General features: G+C 65.1%; 15 protein-coding genes. 9 read left to right on the top strand and 6 right to left on the bottom strand.

Features of this window, described 5'->3' with window-relative positions; translation table 11 throughout:
• Positions 1 to 229 precede the first annotated feature (229 nt).
• The 4 genes from CDQ91_RS14685 to CDQ91_RS14670 all read left to right on the top strand — a co-directional run bounded on the left by CDQ91_RS14685 (position 230) and on the right by CDQ91_RS14670 (position 4,414).
• Positions 230 to 1,672, top strand: a complete 1,443-nt coding sequence (locus CDQ91_RS14685) for a circularly permuted type 2 ATP-grasp protein (RefSeq protein ID WP_088473554.1) — start codon at positions 230 to 232, stop codon at positions 1,670 to 1,672.
• Between the two features lie 220 nt (positions 1,673 to 1,892).
• Positions 1,893 to 2,834 (top strand): alpha-E domain-containing protein, encoded by a 942-nt coding sequence (locus tag CDQ91_RS14680; RefSeq protein ID WP_088473476.1) that lies wholly within the window; start codon positions 1,893 to 1,895, stop codon positions 2,832 to 2,834.
• Positions 2,835 to 2,843: 9 nt separating this feature from the next.
• Positions 2,844 to 3,647: a transglutaminase family protein gene (locus tag CDQ91_RS14675; RefSeq protein ID WP_088473475.1), complete on the top strand. Its 804-nt coding sequence runs from the start codon at positions 2,844 to 2,846 to the stop codon at positions 3,645 to 3,647.
• Between the two features lie 35 nt (positions 3,648 to 3,682).
• On the top strand, positions 3,683 to 4,414 hold the full coding sequence (locus CDQ91_RS14670) for a proteasome-type protease (protein WP_088473474.1): 732 nt from the start codon (positions 3,683 to 3,685) through the stop codon (positions 4,412 to 4,414).
• 105 nt (positions 4,415 to 4,519) lie between these two features.
• Here the strand turns inward: CDQ91_RS14670 and acs are convergent, their stop codons facing one another.
• Positions 4,520 to 6,457, bottom strand: coding sequence for an acetate--CoA ligase (acs, locus tag CDQ91_RS14665; RefSeq protein WP_164499263.1), 1,938 nt, complete (start codon positions 6,455 to 6,457; stop codon positions 4,520 to 4,522).
• 141 nt (positions 6,458 to 6,598) lie between these two features.
• On the opposite strand from acs, the gene amaB reads away from it, so the two are divergent.
• Positions 6,599 to 8,098 (top strand): L-piperidine-6-carboxylate dehydrogenase, encoded by a 1,500-nt coding sequence (gene amaB / locus CDQ91_RS14660; protein WP_201791906.1) that lies wholly within the window; start codon positions 6,599 to 6,601, stop codon positions 8,096 to 8,098.
• Positions 8,099 to 8,212: 114 nt separating this feature from the next.
• On the opposite strand, the gene CDQ91_RS14655 is transcribed toward amaB, so the two are convergent.
• The 3 genes from CDQ91_RS14655 to fsa all read right to left on the bottom strand — a co-directional run bounded on the left by CDQ91_RS14655 (position 8,213) and on the right by fsa (position 11,397).
• A complete protein-coding gene (locus tag CDQ91_RS14655) occupies positions 8,213 to 9,715 on the bottom strand; it encodes an acetyl-CoA acetyltransferase (protein ID WP_088473552.1) in 1,503 nt (500 codons plus the stop codon).
• A gap of 8 nt (positions 9,716 to 9,723) precedes the next feature.
• Complete coding sequence (locus CDQ91_RS14650; protein WP_088473472.1) at positions 9,724 to 10,527, bottom strand: enoyl-CoA hydratase-related protein; 804 nt, start codon at positions 10,525 to 10,527, stop codon at positions 9,724 to 9,726.
• A 219-nt stretch (positions 10,528 to 10,746) separates the two neighbouring features.
• Entirely contained in the window at positions 10,747 to 11,397 is a 651-nt protein-coding gene (gene fsa, locus CDQ91_RS14645; protein ID WP_088473471.1) for a fructose-6-phosphate aldolase, read from the bottom strand.
• Positions 11,398 to 11,592: 195 nt separating this feature from the next.
• Here fsa and radA point away from each other — a divergent pair, with 195 nt between their 5' ends.
• From radA to CDQ91_RS14625, 4 genes are read left to right on the top strand one after another with little or no spacing between them, the layout of a single operon-like run.
• A complete protein-coding gene (gene radA / locus CDQ91_RS14640) occupies positions 11,593 to 12,954 on the top strand; it encodes a DNA repair protein RadA (protein WP_088473470.1) in 1,362 nt (453 codons plus the stop codon).
• A 10-nt stretch (positions 12,955 to 12,964) separates the two neighbouring features.
• Entirely contained in the window at positions 12,965 to 13,516 is a 552-nt protein-coding gene (locus CDQ91_RS14635; RefSeq protein WP_088473469.1) for a CvpA family protein, read from the top strand.
• Positions 13,513 to 13,944, top strand: coding sequence for an iron-sulfur cluster assembly scaffold protein (locus CDQ91_RS14630; RefSeq protein WP_088473468.1), 432 nt, complete (start codon positions 13,513 to 13,515; stop codon positions 13,942 to 13,944). Before CDQ91_RS14635 ends, CDQ91_RS14630 begins: the two co-directional genes overlap by 4 nt.
• 2 nt (positions 13,945 to 13,946) lie before the next feature.
• Positions 13,947 to 15,833, top strand: coding sequence for a cation:proton antiporter domain-containing protein (locus tag CDQ91_RS14625; RefSeq protein WP_088473551.1), 1,887 nt, complete (start codon positions 13,947 to 13,949; stop codon positions 15,831 to 15,833).
• Here CDQ91_RS14625 and aroB read toward each other — a convergent pair.
• Both aroB and CDQ91_RS14615 read right to left on the bottom strand, forming a co-directional pair.
• A complete protein-coding gene (gene aroB / locus CDQ91_RS14620; RefSeq protein ID WP_088473467.1) occupies positions 15,819 to 16,931 on the bottom strand; it encodes a 3-dehydroquinate synthase in 1,113 nt (370 codons plus the stop codon). The two genes, CDQ91_RS14625 and aroB, sit on opposite strands and share 15 nt — an antisense overlap.
• On the bottom strand, positions 16,919 to 17,482 hold the full coding sequence (locus CDQ91_RS14615; protein ID WP_088473466.1) for a shikimate kinase: 564 nt from the start codon (positions 17,480 to 17,482) through the stop codon (positions 16,919 to 16,921). Before CDQ91_RS14615 ends, aroB begins: the two co-directional genes overlap by 13 nt.
• Between the last annotated feature and the right edge of the window lie 22 nt (positions 17,483 to 17,504).

Raw genomic sequence — 17,504 nt, 5'->3', positions numbered from 1 at the left:
CGGGGTCCATTCCTCGCCGCTGGAATGGATGCCGGATCAAGTCCGGCATGACGAACGAAAGGTGGCGGCAGGCGATCCTGTTGTCGTATCAAATGACCCTATGACGCCGCTTGCCAAGGCACGCAGGCGCGATTAGCATCCCTTCCCATAAGCTTGGTGGCCACGTAGCGGCCAAGTGACGCAGCAGCTGGAACATAAGGGGTCGCGCCGCGCGCGGCCGGATGATGGCATGTTGCGTGGAAAGGGCTGGCGCATTTCCGTTTTTTTCGATGAGATGATGAGCCAGGAGGGTGGAACCCGGTCGCCCTATCGAGATTATTGCGGGTGGTTCGAGGCTGAGGATGCGGCGCGCATCCAGCGCAAGACCCAGCAGGCCGAAGCCTTTTTCCGCACCACGGGGATTACTTTCAACGTTTATGGTCAGGCGGACGCCGACGAGCGGCTGATCCCCTTTGACGTCGTGCCGCGCATCATTTCGGCCAGCGAATGGCGCCGCCTGTCGCGCGGGATCGAACAGCGGGTGCGCGCGCTCAACGCGTTCCTCCACGACATTTATCACCGTCAGGAAATCCTGCGCGCTGGCCGCGTGCCGACCTCGCTGATTGCGGGGAATGAGGCTTTTCTGCCGATGATGATGGGGCTCGACCCGCCGGGAGGCATCTATACTCACATCAGCGGCACCGACATCGTGCGCACCGGCGCCGATGAATTTTACGTGCTGGAGGACAATGCCCGCACTCCGTCGGGCGTGTCTTACATGCTCGAAAATCGTGAAACGATGCTCCAGATGTTTCCCGAGCTGTTCGCGAAAATTCCGGTGCGCGAGGTTAGCGACTACCCAATCAACCTGCTGAAATCGCTGGCCGCCTGCGCGCCGCCCGCATGTCAGGGCACCCCGACGGTCGCGGTGCTGACCCCGGGCATCCACAACAGCGCCTATTATGAGCATAGCTTCCTCGCCGACCATATGGGCGCCGAACTGGTCGAAGGGCATGATTTGCGCGTCGTCGACGGGCGCGTCGCGATGCGGACGACGCAGGGGTATAAGGCGATCGACGTCCTCTATCGGCGCGTCGACGATGATTATCTCGACCCACTGAATTTTCGTCCCGATTCGATGCTCGGCGTTCCAGGTATCTGGGACGTGTATCGCGCCGGCGGCATCACCATCGCCAATGCGCCGGGCACCGGCATCGCCGACGACAAGGCGCTGTACAGTTACATGCCCGACATCATCGAATTCTACACCGGCGAAAAGGCGCTGTTGCCCAATGTGCCGACGTGGCGCTGTTCGGAGCCCGATCATCTGCGCGAAGTGCTCGATCGCCTGCCCGAACTGGTGGTCAAGGAGGTCCACGGGTCGGGCGGCTACGGGATGCTCGTCGGTCCCGCGGCGAGCAGAAAGGAGCTTGCGGCGTTCCGCGCCAAGCTGGAGGCTAACCCCGGAAATTATATCGCGCAGCCGACGCTGTCGCTGTCGACCGTGCCGATCTTCACCAAAAAGGGGCTGGCGCCGCGCCATGTCGACTTGCGACCCTTTGTCCTGATGTCGCCGCAGGGGGTGACGATTACGCCGGGGGGATTGACCCGCGTTGCGATGACCAGCGGGTCGCTGGTGGTGAATTCGAGCCAGGGTGGCGGGACGAAGGATACGTGGGTGTTGGAGGATTGATGGCGGTGCTTGTGTCGCGTGCTAGTTCCAGTCCCCTCCCGCCAGCGGGAGGGGCAGCGAGGCTTGGCAGCTTGCTGCCTAGCCGCAGCGGGGTGGGCCGTGGACGCTGCGGTGATGCCCACCCCGTTGCGACTAGGCCCGGCTGCGCCGAACCAAGTCTCACTGCCCCTCCCGCTGGCGGGAGGGGAGGAAATGCACTCACCATGCGAGGCGGTGCCCCATGCTAGGCAAAACCGCAGGCTCGCTCTTCTGGATGGCGCGCTACCTTGAACGCAGCGAGAATAATGCGCGGCTGATCGACGCGGGGTTTCGCATCGCGCTCACGCGGTCGGCGACCGCGCCCGCCGAGTGGAAATCGGTGCTGGTCACCGCAGGGGTCAATCAGGCGTTTCAGGCGACGCATGGCGACTATAGTTCGGCGCGCGTCATCGATTTCCTGCTGCGCGATCCCGCGAATCCGTCGAGCATCATATCGGTGGTCAAGCAGGCGCGCGACAATGCGCGCACCGCGCGCACCGCGCTGACCCGCGAGACGTGGGAGGCTGTCAATACGAGCTGGATGACGCTCGTCGCGCTGCTCAAGCGGCCGGTGCGCGAGGATGATCTGCCCGACGTGCTGACGACGATCCGTCAGCAAAGCGCGCAGGTGCGCGGTGCGATCAACGGGACGATGCTGCGCAACGACGGCTATTATTTCTCGTTGCTCGGCACCCTGCTCGAACGCGCCGACAACACCGCGCGCATCCTCGACGTCAAATATTATCTGCTGCTGCCCTCTGTTGCGCATATTGGCACGACGATCGACAATGTGCAGTGGGAAACGATCCTGCGGTCTGTGTCGGCGCACCGCGCCTATCGCTGGCTTTACGGCGCCGAGATCAGCGCGCTGAAGATCGCCGAATTCCTGATCCTCTATCGCCAGATGCCGCGCAGCCTGGCCTTTTGCTGCGAGCGGATGGAGGATAATCTGGGACAGCTGGCCGAGGGCTATGGCGAGCCGACCGAGGCGGGGCGGATGGCAGCGGCGCTGAACCGCGAAAGGCTCGCCGGGCCGATCCAGTCGATCTTCGACGGCGGGCTGCACGAATATGTCACCGGCTTTCTTCGCGCTACCGCCGCGCTAGCGCGGCAGATCGAGCGCGATTACCGGTTTGTGGAATAGGGTCCGCTCATGAGACTGCGCGTCGAACACACCACAAGTTATCAATATGACGCCCCCGTCGGCTATGCGTTGCAGCAGCTCAAGCTCATGCCCAAGGACAGGCCGGGGCAGCAGCGCGTGATCGACTGGACAATCGACGTCGAGGGCGGCGCGCAGCAGCTTCACTACACCGACCATCATGGCAATGGCGTCGACCTGATCGCCGTCGCGGGCGGCGCGCGCGAGCTGGTCATCCGCTGTCACGGCGAGGTCGAGCTGGAAACATGGGACGGGGTGATCGGTCCGCACCGCGGCGCGATGCCGCTGTGGACTTTCCTGCGGCCGACTGCGCTGACGCGCGCGGGGCGGCAGGTGCGCGCGCTGACCGCGCAGCTGGGGCGTGACTATGCAAGCGAGATCGAGCGCGCCCACGCGCTGTCGGCGCTGATCATCGACCGGCTGGCCTACCGGATCGGGATGACCGATGCCGAGACGACCGCCGAGCAAGCGCTGGGTGGCGAAGGCGGGGTGTGTCAGGATCATGCGCATATCTTCATTGCCGCGATGCGCCACCTTGGCCATCCGGCGCGCTATGTTTCGGGCTATCTGATGATGAACGATCGTACCCATCAGGACGCGACCCATGCGTGGGCCGAGGCGCATTTCGAGCATATCGGCTGGATCGGCTTCGACGTCAGCAACGGCCATTCACCCGACCAGCGCTATATCCGCGTCGCCACCGGGCTCGATTATCGCGATGCCGCCCCGGTTCGCGGGATGCGCTATGGTGCGGCGCAGGAAAATCTGGTTGTTCAGTTGCAGGTCCAGCAATAAGCCGGGCCGGGGCAACCTCAGGAAACCGGAAAAACATGACTTATTGCGTCGGCATGCGTTTGAACAAGGGGCTGGTGTTCATGTCGGACACCCGCACCAATGCGGGTGTCGACGACATTTCGCAGGTCCGCAAGATGCGCAGCTGGCACGTCCCGGGCGAGCGTGTCATCACCTTGATGTCAGCGGGGAATCTGGCGACGACGCAGGCAGTGGTGAGCCTGCTCGACGAACGCACCAAGGCGCCCGAAGAGCGTAACCCGTCGATCCTTGCGGCGCCGTCGATGTTCGCGGTCGCGACTGTCATCGGCGAAACGCTGCGCCAGATTGTGATGCGCCACAATCCCGAGGGGCCGGCCGCCGAATCGCTGTTTCGCGCTTCACTGATCGTCGGCGGGCAGATCAAGGGCGCCGAACCGCGGCTGTTCCTCATCTATCCCGAAGGCAATTTCATCGAGGCGGGCGAAGATAACCCCTTCTTCCAGATCGGCGAGACGAAATATGGGCGGCCGATTATCGTGCGGTCCTATGACCCCGCGATGTCGTTCGAGGATGCGGTGAAGCTGCTCTGTGTCTCATTCGATTCGACGATCCGCGCCAATGCCGGGGTCGATTTGCCGATCGACCTTCGCGTTCACGAGCGCGACGATTTTACGACGGTCCGCGAACGGCGGTTCGAGCGCAATGATCCCTATTTCGAAAGCGTCGCCGACGGCTGGGCCGAGGCGCTGGGGATGGCGCTGGCCGAATTGCCGGACTTTCATTTCTGACGCAGCGATAGCGTATTTATCATCGTCACCCCGGACTTGATCCGGGGTCCACAGCTGCGCCGTCGGAATGGATCCCGGATCAAGTCCGGGATGACGATAGTAAGATTACCTGTTCTTCCGCCCTTCGATCAGCCCGTCGACCAGGCTCGGATCGGCCAGCGTCGATGTATCGCCCAGCGACCCGAAATCATTCTCGGCAATCTTGCGCAAAATCCGGCGCATGATCTTGCCCGAGCGCGTCTTGGGGAGCGCCGGTGTCAGGTGGATATGGTCGGGGGTTGCGATCGGGCCGATTTCGGTGCGGACCTGCTGTTTGAGTGCGGCGGCAACCGCGTCGGTCGGCTCGACCCCGGCATTGAGCGTGACATAGGCATAGATGCCCTGACCCTTGATGTCGTGCGGGAAGCCGACGACCGCGGCCTCGGCTACAGACGCGTGGAGCACCAGCGCGCTTTCGACCTCGGCGGTGCCCATGCGGTGGCCCGAAACGTTGATGACATCGTCGACGCGGCCGGTGATCCGCCAATAGCCGTCGCTGTCGCGGCGGCAGCCGTCGCCGGTGAAATATTTGCCCTTATAGGTCGAGAAATAGGTTTCGGCGAAGCGCTGATGGGCGCCGTAAAGCGTGCGGGCCTGTCCCGGCCAGCTGTGGGTGATGCAGAGATTGCCCTCGGTCGCGCCGCCGATCTGTTCGTCGGCGAGGACGCCGCCCTCGGCATCGACGAGCTGCGGGCGGATGCCGAAAAAGGGACGCCCCGCACTGCCCGGCTGCATCGGGTGCGCGCCGGGGAGAGTGGTGATCATGATGCCCCCGGTTTCGGTCTGCCACCATGTGTCGACAACGGGGACGCGACCCTTGCCGACGAGCTGATGATACCAGCGCCACGCTTCGGGATTGATCGGTTCGCCGACGCTGCCGAGCAGGCGGATCGAGCTGAGGTCATGGCGGGTCACATAATCGTCGCCCTCGCGCATCAGCGCGCGGATCGCGGTCGGTGCGGTGTAGAGGATGTTGACCTGATGCTTGTCGACGACCTGCCAGAAACGGTCGTGCCCGGGATGGTTGGGGACGCCCTCGAACATCAGGCTGGTCGCGCCATTCTGCAGCGGGCCATAGACGACATAGCTATGGCCAGTGACCCAGCCGATGTCGGCGCTGCACCAGAAGACCTCGCCGGGGCGATAGTCGAAACCATAATGGAAGGTGCTGGCGGTCCAGACGCTGTAGCCGCCCACCGTGTGGAGCACGCCCTTGGGCTTGCCGGTCGAGCCCGAGGTGTAGAGGATGAAAAGCGGGTCTTCGGCATTCATCGGTTCGCACGGGCAGGTGTCGCCGACCTCGGATGAGAGCGCGTCGTACCAATGGTCGCGGCCTTCCTTCATTGCGATGTCGCCGCCGGTGTGCGCGACGACGAGCACGGCCTTCACATCAATGCGTTCGAGCGCCTTGTCGACATTGGCCTTCAGCGGAATCGTCTTGCCGCCGCGCAGGCCTTCGTCGGCGCAGATCACCCAGTCGCTCGCGCAATCCTCGATGCGGCCGTGGATCGCCTCGGGCGAGAAGCCGCCGAAGATCACGCTGTGGACCGCGCCGATGCGCGCGCAGGCGAGCATCGCCACCGCGCCCTCGGGGATCATCGGCATATAGATGGTGACGCGGTCGCCCTTTTGGACGCCCAGCTTTTTCAGCGTGTTCGCCATGCGAATGACGTCGGCGAGCAGCGCGGAATAGCTGATCGTACGCGTCTCGCCGTCGGGGGCGTCGGGTTCGAAAATGATCGCGGTGCGTGTCCCATGGCCGGCGGCAACATGGCGGTCGATCGCATTGTGGCAAAGGTTGAGGACGCCATCCTCATACCATTTGATCTCGACGGGATCGAAGGACCAGCCCGCGATCTTCGTCGGCGCCTTGATCCAGTCGATGCGCTTGGCCTGTTCGGCCCAGAAGGCGTCGGGATCGGCGATGCTCTGGGCATAGAGCCGGTCATAGTCAGCGGCGGTGCAGTGCGTGTTCGCGGCGGCATCGGCCGGGACCGGGATCAGGGGTTCGGAGGGGGGCAATTCGGACGACACGTTGACGACTCTCCCGCTTGGCTTTGCAATGCGCTCATGGTGCGATAGGCCGATTGTCGCAAGAGGCAAGGGGCGGCCGGACTGCCGACGGAGGGACGAATAATGAGGGAAATGGGCCAGAAGATCGGACGGCTGCTCGGCGGGCTGGGGGTCGACCCTGCGCTCTGGGCCGACGGATCGATGCCGTCGGTGACCCCGCTGACCGGCGAAGAGGTCGGGCGAGTGCGCGTTGCCGATGCGGCGGTGATCGACGAACGACTGGAGCGTGCGACCGCAGCGTTTCGCAGCTGGCGCCATGTGCCGCCGCCGCGGCGCGGTGAGTTGGTGCGCTTGTGGGGCGAGGAATTGCGCGCCGCGAAGGATGATCTCGCGCAGCTGGTGACGATCGAGGCGGGCAAGATCGCGTCCGAAGGGGCAGGCGAAGTGCAGGAGATGATCGACATCTGCGACTTCGCGGTCGGCCTCTCGCGGCAATTATACGGGCTGACGATCGCGACCGAACGGCCGGGGCACCGGATGATGGAGCAATGGCATCCGCTGGGCGTCGTCGGGGTGATTTCGGCGTTCAACTTTCCGGTCGCGGTGTGGGCGTGGAATGCGGCGCTGGCGCTGGTGTGCGGCAATAGCGTCGTGTGGAAGCCTTCGGAAAAGACCCCGCTGACTGCGCTGGCGGTGCAGGCGATTTTCGATCGCGCGGTGGCGCGCTTCGGCGATGCGCCTGAGGGGCTGGCGCAGCTGTTGATCGGCGGACGCGAGGTGGGCGAGGCGCTGGTCGACGACCCGCGCGTTGCGCTGGTGTCGGCGACCGGATCGACGCGGATGGGCCGCGCGGTGGCGCCGAGGATCGCGGCGCGCTTTGCCCGCGCGATCCTCGAACTCGGCGGCAACAATGGCGCGATCGTCGCACCGTCGGCCGACCTCGATCTGGCTTTACGTGGCATCGCCTTTGGCGCGATGGGGACCGCGGGACAGCGCTGTACGACGACGCGGCGCCTGTTCGTTCACGACAGTATTTACGAGGGCTTCGTTGGGCGGTTGAAGGCGGCTTATGCCAGCGTTGCGGTGGGCAATCCGTTGGAGGGCGAGGTGCTCGTTGGGCCGTTGATTGACCGCGCGGCGTTTGAGGCGATGGAGGCGGCGCTGAGCGCAGCCCGTGCCGCCGGCGGTGTCGTTTTCGGCGGCGAGCGGGTCTGCGAGGGGGCGAGCTATTATGTGAAGCCCGCGCTGGTCGAAATGCCGTCGCAGACCGGGCCGGTGCTCGAAGAGACCTTCGCGCCGATCCTCTATGTCATGCGCTATGACGATCTTGATGCGGCGATCGGCCAGCACAATGCGGTCGGCGCGGGATTGTCGTCGGCGATCTTCACCCGCGATTTGACCGAAGCCGAGCGCTTCCTCGCCGCCAGCGGCTCCGACTGCGGCATTGCCAATGTTAACCTTGGCACCTCGGGCGCCGAAATCGGCGGGGCGTTCGGCGGCGAGAAGGAAACCGGCGGCGGGCGCGAAAGCGGATCGGATGCGTGGCGCGCCTATATGCGGAGGGCGACCAACACGATCAATTATTCGGACGCGCTGCCGCTGGCACAGGGGGTGTCGTTCGAAATCGAATAGCGCGACAACCTCCAAACCCCGTTCGCATCGAGCGAAGTCGAGATGCCCATCGGCCTTGCATTATCCCGGCGGGTGTCTCGACTTCGCTCGACACGAACGGAAAGATTGGGTTCTTTAGGCCGTCCGCCAGCCGAAGCGCTCTTCGCCCAGGGACACAATCTGACCCGCCGTACCCACCGGCTCCGTCGTCCCGTCGGTCAGAAACGCCAGCATTGCGCCGTCGCTCACATCGACATGCGCCAGCGTCCGCGCGCCTTCGGGGGTGCGAGCGACGACAACTCCGGCCTTGGGGCTGCCGTCGCGACCGTAAAAGACGGTGTAGCTTTCGATCGTCGCGGCGCCCGCATAATCCTTGACCAGTTCGGGCACCGCGCCGCGCGCCGCGTCGGCTTCGGCCTGATAGTCGAAATCCTGCGGGAAGTTTGCGGCGGCGATGCGCTGTTTGCCCAGCACGATGCAATGATTGTCGGTCGCGAATCCGCCATTGGCGAAGAGAAAGCCATAGCGGCCTTCGCTGCGCAGCTTTTCGACCATCGAGACGATCGCGTGGCTCATATAATTGGCGATCGGGCCACCGCCGAAGGTCAGCCCGCCGAACACGGTGGCGGGGCGGTCGAACGGCCAGCCGAGCGTACGCCGCGCCATTTTTGGGACGCAAGGGAAGCAGCTGTAAAGTTCGACATGGTCGAAATCCGCGACACTCATGCCGTTGAGGTCGAGCGTGCGGTTGATGCTCGTCTCCATGCTGACGCTGCCGTCGTAGCGGTCGCGGTGGAGGATGTTCGCGGGCTCCTTTGCCGCCGCGCCCATGCCGATATGGATCAGTCGGTCTTCGGGGATGCCGCGCCGCCACGCTTCGGCGATGCTCGTGACGATGAAGCCCGCGCCCTGATTCACCGAACTGTTGGCGACCATCAGCTTTGAATAGGGAAAGGCGATCGGGCGGTTTCGCTCGTTGATGGTCAGAATGTCGTCGGGGCTCGCGGGCTTGCGGATCCACGCGCCGTCGTTTGCGGCGGCGACTTCGGAGAAACGCGACCAGATTTCGGCGCTTTCAAACTGCGCTTCGGCTAGGTCCTGTCCCCATGCGGCGCGGGTCGCATTTTCATAGAGCGGATAGACGTCGACCGGCGCCGACAGGCCGTGGGCTTGCGCATAATTGGGCTCGCGGCGGTTCGACACCGCGCGCACCGCATTATAGCTTTTGTCCTCGCCCTGTGCGCGCTTGGCGGCGCGGCCGGCGGCGGTGCGCAGCGCCTCGCCGCCGACGATTGCGGCGAGTTTGATTTCGCCCGCGCCGATGCGGTTCGCCGCCTCGTTGAGCAGGCGCACCGGGGTGTCGCCATGCGGCGCGGCCGACTGATAATTGACCGCCGGGGTGGCGCCGATCGCGGTAGCGAGGGGCTCGCACAAATTGCCAAGGTCGCGAAAGCTGATCTGGTCGACGATCGCGAGGCTGTCGAGATCGGCCAGCAATCCGCCGCCGGCGTCGGCCTCGGCCGCCTTCAGCGCCGCGACCATCAGCCCGAGCGAGTCGAGCCCCTGATCGGGGTCTTCGGGCCGGTCATTGACCTGCCCGACACCGATGATGACGGGAATGCGTTCGGGATCGGTCATGATCATGGTCAGCGGGCCTTCCACTCGGGCTTGCGCTTCTGGGCGAAGGCGAGGGGGCCTTCGCGCGCATCCTCGCTGGCCATTAGCTTTTTGCGTTCGCGGCTGTTGTCGGCCCAATGCGCGTCGTCACCGGCGATCTGGCCGTCGGCGATGCGGAGCGCGACGCGCTTCGACGCTTGCACCGACAGCGGGGCGTTGCCCGCGATCTTTTCGGCGAGCGCGACCGCGGTGGGCAGGAGGTCGGCGAGGGGAACGACGCGGTTGGCAAAGCCATAACGCAATGCGGCCTGCGCATCGAAGGGATCGCCGGTGAGCAGATGCTCCATCGCGATCTTTTGCGGCAATTGCTTGACGATGCGGAACGCGCCCCCGGCGGCTGCGAACAGCCCGACCTTGACTTCGGGCAGGCCGAATTGCGCGTGATCGGCGGCGACGACCAGGTCGCTCATCAGTGCGATTTCACAGCCGCCGCCAAAGGCGAAGCCGTTGACTGCGGCGATGATCGGTTTCGAAATCGGGTGCGCGGTCATGCCCGCGAACCCCCATGCCTGCTGCGCTTTGTCGGCGGGCTGGAGCATTTCGCCGCGCGACAGCGCAACGAGGTCGGCGCCGGCGCAAAAGCTTTTTTCGCCCGCGCCGGTGATGATGACGACGCGCACTTCGGGGTCGTTTTCGGCCTCTTCGAGCGCGGTTCCGACGCCGACATGGATCGCGGCGTTGATCGCGTTGCGCGCCTCGGGCCGGTTGATCGTGACGATCAATATATGGCCCTGACGCTCCGTGAGGACGGCGGGTGCGGCGGTGTCGGTCATCAAATCTCTCCCATTGGCCGGGATCGCGACAAGGCGAATCCCGACTGTCAGGGAAAACTATCGACCGAAGTTAACGTTTACGTCAACTGGAAAGGGTGGCGGCTATCAAACTCTCGTCATTGCGAGCGAAGCGAAGCAATCTCCAGCCATGGACCTTGTTCGAAGCTGATGGCTGGAGATTGCCGCGTCGCTACGCTCCTCGCAAAGACGCGTGTTCGATCAGATCGACTGGCCGGTCTTCGCCCAATCGGCGAGGAAGCCTTCGATGCCCTTTTCGGTCAGGATATGCTTGAACAGGCCTTTGATCACCGACGGCGGGGCTGTCATCACGTCGGCGCCGATCTTGGCGGCCTCGAGGACATGGATGCCGTGGCGGACGCTCGCGACGAGGATCTCGGTGTCATAGTCGTAATTGTCGTAGATCAGGCGGATGTCGGCGATCAGCTGCATGCCGTCGAAGCCATTGTCGTCGTGACGGCCAACGAAGGGCGAAACGAAGCTCGCGCCCGCCTTGGCGGCCAGCAGCGCCTGCGCGGCCGAGAAGCAGAGCGTCACATTGACCATCGTGCCGTCGCTGGTCAGCGCCTTGCAGGTCTTGAGCCCGTCGATCGTCAGCGGCACCTTGATGCACACATTGTCGGCGATCTTGCGGAGGATTTCGGCCTCTTTCATCATCGTTACATGGTCAAGCGCGACGACTTCGGCCGACACGGGGCCGTTGGTCAGCGCGCAGATTTCGCGGGTCACTTCCTTGAAATCGCGGCCCGACTTGGCAATCAGCGACGGGTTGGTGGTGACGCCGTCGAGCAGGCCGGTCGCGGCGAGCTCTTGAATGTCGGCGATTTCGGCGGTGTCGGCGAAGAATTTCATGGCGCAAGCTTCCTTTCGGGGGGCGATTCGGTCGTTGTCGATCCCCCTAAAGCCCTTTCTTCGTCATTGCGAGCGAAGCGAAGCAATCCAGGGCGGTTTACGCAGGCTCTGGATTGCCGCGTCGCTCGGCTCCTCGCAATGACGCTGGTTTGAAAATGCTGGCGTTCGTTGTTTGTTCTGACTAAGCGAAGCCCCATGGCCAAAGCGAAACGTCAATATGTCTGCCAGAATTGCGGGTCCGCGACCTATCGCTGGCAGGGGCAGTGCGCCGATTGCGGTGAATGGAACACGCTGGTCGAGGAGGCGGGAGAAACCGTTTTTTCGGCGAAGCATGACCTCAGCAAGGGCGGGCGCACGCTGGTGCTTGAAACGCTCGATGCCGACAGCAAGATGCCCGACCGCATGCTGTGCGGAATCGCCGAATTTGACCGCGCGCTGGGCGGCGGTTTTGTCGCGGGATCGGCGACGCTGATCGGCGGCGATCCGGGGATCGGCAAGTCGACTTTGCTGCTGCAGGCGGCGGGACGGCTGGCGAAGTCGGGCAAGTCGGTCGTCTATATCAGCGGCGAGGAAGCCGCCGCGCAGGTGCGGCTGCGCGCCCAGCGGCTGGGGCTTGGCGATGCGCCGGTCGCGCTGGCGAGCGCGACCTCGGTGCGCGACATTCTTGCGACGCTTGACCGGAAGTCGGCCGATTTCGTCGTGATCGATTCGATCCAGACGATGCACAGCGACCTGATCGACAGCGCGCCGGGGACGGTGAGCCAGGTCCGCGCGAGTGCGCAGGAGCTGATCCGTTACGCCAAGGACGGCGGCGCGGCGATCGTGCTCGTCGGCCATGTCACCAAGGACGGGACGATCGCGGGCCCGCGGGTTCTCGAACATATGGTCGACACGGTGCTGGCGTTCGAGGGCGAGCGCAGCCATCAATATCGCATCCTGCGCGCGGTGAAGAACCGCTTCGGCGGCACCGACGAGATTGGCGTCTTTGCAATGGGTGAGGAGGGTTTGGGCGAGGTGTCGAACCCGTCGAGCCTGTTTTTGACCGACCGCAGCCGCGATGTGCCCGGATCGGTGGTGTTCCCCGCATTGGAAGGCACGCGCCCGGTGCTGGTCGAGGTGCAGGCGCTGACCGTGCGGCTGGCGAGCGGGGCCACGCCCCGGCGCGCCGTGGTCGGCTGGGACAGCGGACGGCTCGCGATGGTGCTTGCTGTGTTGGAAGCACGCTGCGGCCTGCAAATGGGGGCGGCCGAAGTCTATCTGAACATCGCGGGCGGTTACCGGCTGACCGATCCCGCCGCCGACCTCGCTGTCGCCGCGGCGCTGATTTCGGCGTTCACCGAGCGGCCGGTACCCGCCGATGCGATCGTCTTTGGCGAATTGTCGCTGTCGGGTGAGGTGCGGCAGGTTTCGCACGACGGGCTGCGCCTGCGCGAGGCGGCAAAGCTCGGTTTTTCAACCGGCTGGGGTCCCAAGGGGATGAAGGCGGTGAAGGGGATCAGCGTCAGCGGCTTCGGACGGCTCGGCGAACTCGTTGACCTGATGCTTGGGCGCGACTAGCGCACGGCAAATGGGAAGTCTGACATCATTGGATATTGCCGTGCTGGCGCTGGTCGGCGGCTTCGCGGTGCTCGGCTTCATGCGCGGGCTGGTGCAGGAGGTCGTGAGCCTCCTTGCCTGGATACTTGCGATCGCGGCGGTGCGCTTTTTTCACCCGGTCGTGACCGATTTCGTCAGCGACTGGGTCGGGACCGAGGGCGGCGCCGCGATGCTGGCGTTTGTGCTGCTGTTCGGCGGGGTGTTCATCCTTACCAAATGGGGCGGGCGGGCGATGGGACAGCGCAGCCGCGCGTCGATCGTCGGCGGTTTCGATCGCGGGCTCGGCGCCGGTTTCGGCGCGGTGAAGGGGCTGATCGTCGCGACCATCGGCTTTATGATCGCGACGCTGCTTTACGACATCGGCTATGGCAATGCCCAGCGTCCGGCGTGGCTGACCGACAGCCGCAGCTATCCGGCGCTGAGCGCGACGAGTCAGGCGATGAGCAAGGTGATCGCCGACCGCCGCGCCGAGGCCCGCGCGGCCGAGGCCGATGCGGCCCGGCAGAACGCGGGCGGGCAATGAGCGCGCCGCTCTATAACCGCGACATCCTGTCGCTGGCGGTCGCGGCGGCCGAGCATCTGCCGAATCCCGATGCGCGGCTGCGCGTCAGCGCGCGCGCGCCCTTGTGCGGCAGCGCGATCCTCCTCGACCTCGATACCGATGCCGCCGGGCGCGTGACGACGGTCGGCATGCATGTCGAAGCCTGCGCGCTGGGGCAGGCAGCGGCGACCTTGCTCGCGCGCCATGCACCGGGCCGCGACCTCACCGAATTGCGCGCCGCGCGCGATGCGATCGCGGCATGGTTCGGCGGATCGGACAGCACGCCGCCCGAATGGCCGGGCTTCGACCTGCTCGCTCCGGCACGCGATTATCCGGCGCGGCACGGTGCGATCCTGCTGCCCTTCGATGCGGCGATCCAGGCGCTTCAGGAGCAGGTGGTCGGGGCATGACGATGCTCGGCCTCGCGTCCGCCGCCGTAGAGGTCGCTGCCGAGAATGCTGCCGATGCGCAATTGATCGAAGGCGCGATCCTGCTCGGGGTCGCGACGCTATTTGTATTGATTTTCCGCCGTCTCGGCCTCGGCGCGGTGCTCGGTTATCTCGTCGCGGGTGCGCTCGTCGGTCCGCATGGGCTGGGGCTGGTCGGTGGCGGCGAATCGAAACTCGCCTTTGCCGAAATTGGCATTGCCTTTCTGCTCTTCCTTGTCGGGCTCGAACTCCATCCAAGACGCCTGTGGGAGCTTCGCCGCGCGATTTTCGGCATCGGCCTCGCGCAGGTCGTGGTCACCGGGCTGATCCTGACCGGACTGATCTTTCTGGCGCTGGGCTTCAGCTGGCAGGCGTCGCTCGCGCTCGGGCTGCCGCTCGCGCTGTCGTCGACCGCTCAGGTGCTCCCCGGGCTTAAAAGCTCGGGCCGGATCAACTCGCCCTTTGGCGAGAAGGCCTTTTCGATCCTGCTGTTCCAGGATCTCGCGATCGTCCCGATGATCACCATCGTCGCGGCGCTGTCACGCGCGCCCGCTGACCCCTCGGCGCCGCCGGGGGCGATGATGGCGCTTTATACGGTGCTGGCGATCGTCGGACTGGTACTGGTGGGGCGCTTCATCCTCAACCCTCTGCTCCGTATCATCGGCCGCTATGGCGAGCGCGAATTGTTTGTCGTCGTCGGCCTGCTCACCGTGCTGGCGAGCGCGGCGCTGATGCACAGCCTGCACCTGTCGCCGGCGCTCGGCGCGTTCATCGCGGGCGTCATGCTCGCCGACTCGCCTTACCGGCACGAGATAGAGGCCGACGTCGAACCCTTCCGTCTGATCCTGCTCGGGCTTTTCTTCCTCGCGGTCGGCATGGTGCTCGATATTGGCGCGGTGATGGAGCGCCCATTGCTCGTCGTCGGGTTGGCGGCGGGGCTCGTCGTGGTGAAGCTGTCGGTCCTTACGGTCATTCTGCGCCTGTTCGGCAAGACGTGGAAGTCCGCGCTGGGGCTTGGCCTGTTGCTCAGTCAGGGCGGCGAATTCGGCTTTCTGCTCTTTACCCAGGCGTCCGACGCGCTGCTGATCGAGCCCGAAGCGGCGAGCCTGTTCAGCGCCGTCGTCACGTTGTCGATGGTGACGACGCCGTTCCTGATGCTGTTCGCGCGCAATCTGGAATTTGCACCCGACCGCGATGGGCCGGAGCTGGAAGACCCGAAGGACGCGCCGCGCGGGTCGGCGATCGTGATCGGCTATGGCCGCTTTGGTCAGACCGTCGCGCAGATGCTGCACGGCGTCGCCTGTTCGGTGACGCTGATCGACAAGAAGCCCGCCCAGATCGAACGGTCGGGGCGTTTCGATACCAAGGTCTATTTCGGCGACGGGCTGCGCCCCGATCTGCTGCGCCGCGCGGGCGCCGATGAGGCGCGGCTGATCATTTACTGCATCGACGACGCATCGGTCGATGCCGCGACGCTCAAGCCGATCGTCGATGCCTTTCCGCAGGCAAAAGTCCTGATGCGCGTCTTTGATCGCCGCCAGCTGATGGCGATCGACGGCGCAGGGACGAGCGGGGCGGTGCGAGAAGTCTATGAAAGCTCGATCGCGCTCGGGCTGATGGCGCTGGAACAGCTGGGCGTCGATCCGCGCGAAATGGAGGATGTCGAGACTGCGCTGCGCCATATGGACCAGACGCGCTTCGATGCGCAGATGGTCGACGGCGACCTGTCGGCGGGCATGGACCATCGCTTCAAGCCCGGCGGCGGACGCGAGGCGGCGAGCGTCCTCGAAATATTGCGCCAGCGGCGCCTCGCGGCCAAGGCCGCGAAGGAAGAGGAAGCCGAACGCGCCGGCCAATCAGCCGCGCGCTGAGCTTTCGGCATCGAGGAAGGCCGCGACGACATCGAGCCCATATTCGTCGGTGACGAAGCTCTGGCCGATTCCGCGCGTCAGGATCAGCGGCAGCTTGCCGCCGCGCACCTTTTTGTCATGCGCCATATGCGCCGCGAGCGTCGCGCCATCGGCGGTCACCCCGGCGCTGGCGAGGTCGTGCGGCAGGCTGATGGCGGCGAGATGTGCCGCGACGCGGTTGGCGTCGGCGGCGGAACACAGGCCGTTCGCGGCCGAAAAGCGATGCGCGAGCGCCATGCCCGCCGCGACCGCTTCGCCGTGGAGCAATTTGTCCGAATAGCCGGTCTCGGCCTCCAGCGCGTGGCCGAAGCTGTGGCCGAGGTTGAGCAGCGCGCGGACGTCCTGCGTCTCGCGCTCGTCGGCGGCGACGATGCGCGCCTTGGCGGTAACGCTATGGGCAATCGCCTTGTGGCGCGCCTCGCTATCGCCGTCGAGCAGCGCGGCGCCATGCTCCTCGCACCAGCCGAAGAAAGCGGCGTCGTCGATCAGGCCATATTTGACGACTTCGGCATAGCCCGCAGCGAGTTCGCGGCGGGGCAGGGTGGTGAGCGTCACCGGATCGATCAGCACCAGCGCGGGCTGGTGGAAGGCACCGATCAGATTCTTGCCCGCGGGCACATTGATCGCAGTCTTGCCGCCGACGCTGCTGTCGACCTGCGCAAGCAGGGTGGTCGGAACCTGGATGAAGGCGCAGCCGCGCTTGACGATGCTGCACGCGAAACCGACGAGGTCGCCGATCACGCCGCCGCCCAGCGCGACAACATGGTCGCTGCGTTCGACACCTTCGCCGATCAGCCATTCGGTCAGGCGCGCAAGGCCGGCCCAGCTTTTGCTGCCTTCGCCCGGGTCGAGGACGAGCGATGACACGCTGATCCCTGCGGCCGTCAGCGAGGCTTCGACGGTTGCCAGATAATGCGGCGCGACATGGCTGTCGGTGACGACCATCGTGCGCGGGCGGCGCAGCAGCGGTGCGACATGCGCGCCGATTTCGGCAATCAGGCCGTCGCCGATCAAAATCGGATAGCTGCGCGCGCCCAGATCGACGGTTACTTCTTGCATGTTGCGAGAGCCTCCAAAATCGCCTGCACCGTATGTTCGTGCGGATTGCTCGCCGAACTGACGCGCAGATGTGCCTCGGCATAAATGGGGTTGCGGACCGCCGCGAGTTCGCGGAGCACTTCGGCGGGGTCGCGATCCTTCAGCAACGGGCGGTGGCTGCGGCGCCCGACGCGCTCGACCAGCGTCGGAATGTCGGCGTCGAGCCAGATGCAAAGGCTGCTCTTCAGAATCAGCGCGCGGGTTTCGGCATTGATGAAGGCGCCGCCGCCGGTCGCGAGAACCAGCGGCTTGCCCTCGAGGATGCGCGCAATCACGCGGCGCTCGCCGTCGCGGAAATGCGCTTCGCCGAATTTGGCGAACATTTCCGTAATCGTCATCCCCGCGGCATGTTCAATCTCGTCATCGGCGTCGGCAAAGGCCATGCCCAGCCGCGCCGCCAGACGGCGCCCGATCGTCGATTTTCCCGACCCCATCAACCCGACGAGCACGATCGGCCGCTGGCGGATCGACGGCGGGATCGCTGATGTCGGGCTTTTCGGGTTTCGCGTCATGGTGTGCGCGGCTATACCGCCC

The sequence above is a fragment of the Sphingopyxis witflariensis genome, assembly GCF_002205635.1.
Lineage (GTDB): Bacteria > Pseudomonadota > Alphaproteobacteria > Sphingomonadales > Sphingomonadaceae > Sphingopyxis > Sphingopyxis witflariensis.
This window is presented reverse-complemented; position numbering and strand designations above follow the sequence as displayed.

Excerpts from the sequence above, each read along its gene's own strand:
- CDQ91_RS14685 (WP_088473554.1), top strand. The coding sequence starts at position 230 with ATGTTGCGTGGAAAGGGCTGGCGCATTTCCGTTTTTTTCGATGAGATG.
- CDQ91_RS14680 (WP_088473476.1), top strand. The coding sequence starts at position 1,893 with ATGCTAGGCAAAACCGCAGGCTCGCTCTTCTGGATGGCGCGCTACCTT.
- CDQ91_RS14675 (WP_088473475.1), top strand. The coding sequence starts at position 2,844 with ATGAGACTGCGCGTCGAACACACCACAAGTTATCAATATGACGCCCCC.
- CDQ91_RS14670 (WP_088473474.1), top strand. The coding sequence starts at position 3,683 with ATGACTTATTGCGTCGGCATGCGTTTGAACAAGGGGCTGGTGTTCATG.
- amaB (WP_201791906.1), top strand. The coding sequence starts at position 6,599 with ATGGGCCAGAAGATCGGACGGCTGCTCGGCGGGCTGGGGGTCGACCCT.
- CDQ91_RS14655 (WP_088473552.1), bottom strand. The coding sequence starts at position 9,715 with ATGACCGATCCCGAACGCATTCCCGTCATCATCGGTGTCGGGCAGGTC.
- CDQ91_RS14650 (WP_088473472.1), bottom strand. The coding sequence starts at position 10,527 with ATGACCGACACCGCCGCACCCGCCGTCCTCACGGAGCGTCAGGGCCAT.
- fsa (WP_088473471.1), bottom strand. The coding sequence starts at position 11,397 with ATGAAATTCTTCGCCGACACCGCCGAAATCGCCGACATTCAAGAGCTC.
- radA (WP_088473470.1), top strand. The coding sequence starts at position 11,593 with ATGGCCAAAGCGAAACGTCAATATGTCTGCCAGAATTGCGGGTCCGCG.
- CDQ91_RS14635 (WP_088473469.1), top strand. The coding sequence starts at position 12,965 with ATGGGAAGTCTGACATCATTGGATATTGCCGTGCTGGCGCTGGTCGGC.
- CDQ91_RS14630 (WP_088473468.1), top strand. The coding sequence starts at position 13,513 with ATGAGCGCGCCGCTCTATAACCGCGACATCCTGTCGCTGGCGGTCGCG.
- CDQ91_RS14625 (WP_088473551.1), top strand. The coding sequence starts at position 13,947 with ATGCTCGGCCTCGCGTCCGCCGCCGTAGAGGTCGCTGCCGAGAATGCT.
- aroB (WP_088473467.1), bottom strand. The coding sequence starts at position 16,931 with ATGCAAGAAGTAACCGTCGATCTGGGCGCGCGCAGCTATCCGATTTTG.
- CDQ91_RS14615 (WP_088473466.1), bottom strand. The coding sequence starts at position 17,482 with ATGACGCGAAACCCGAAAAGCCCGACATCAGCGATCCCGCCGTCGATC.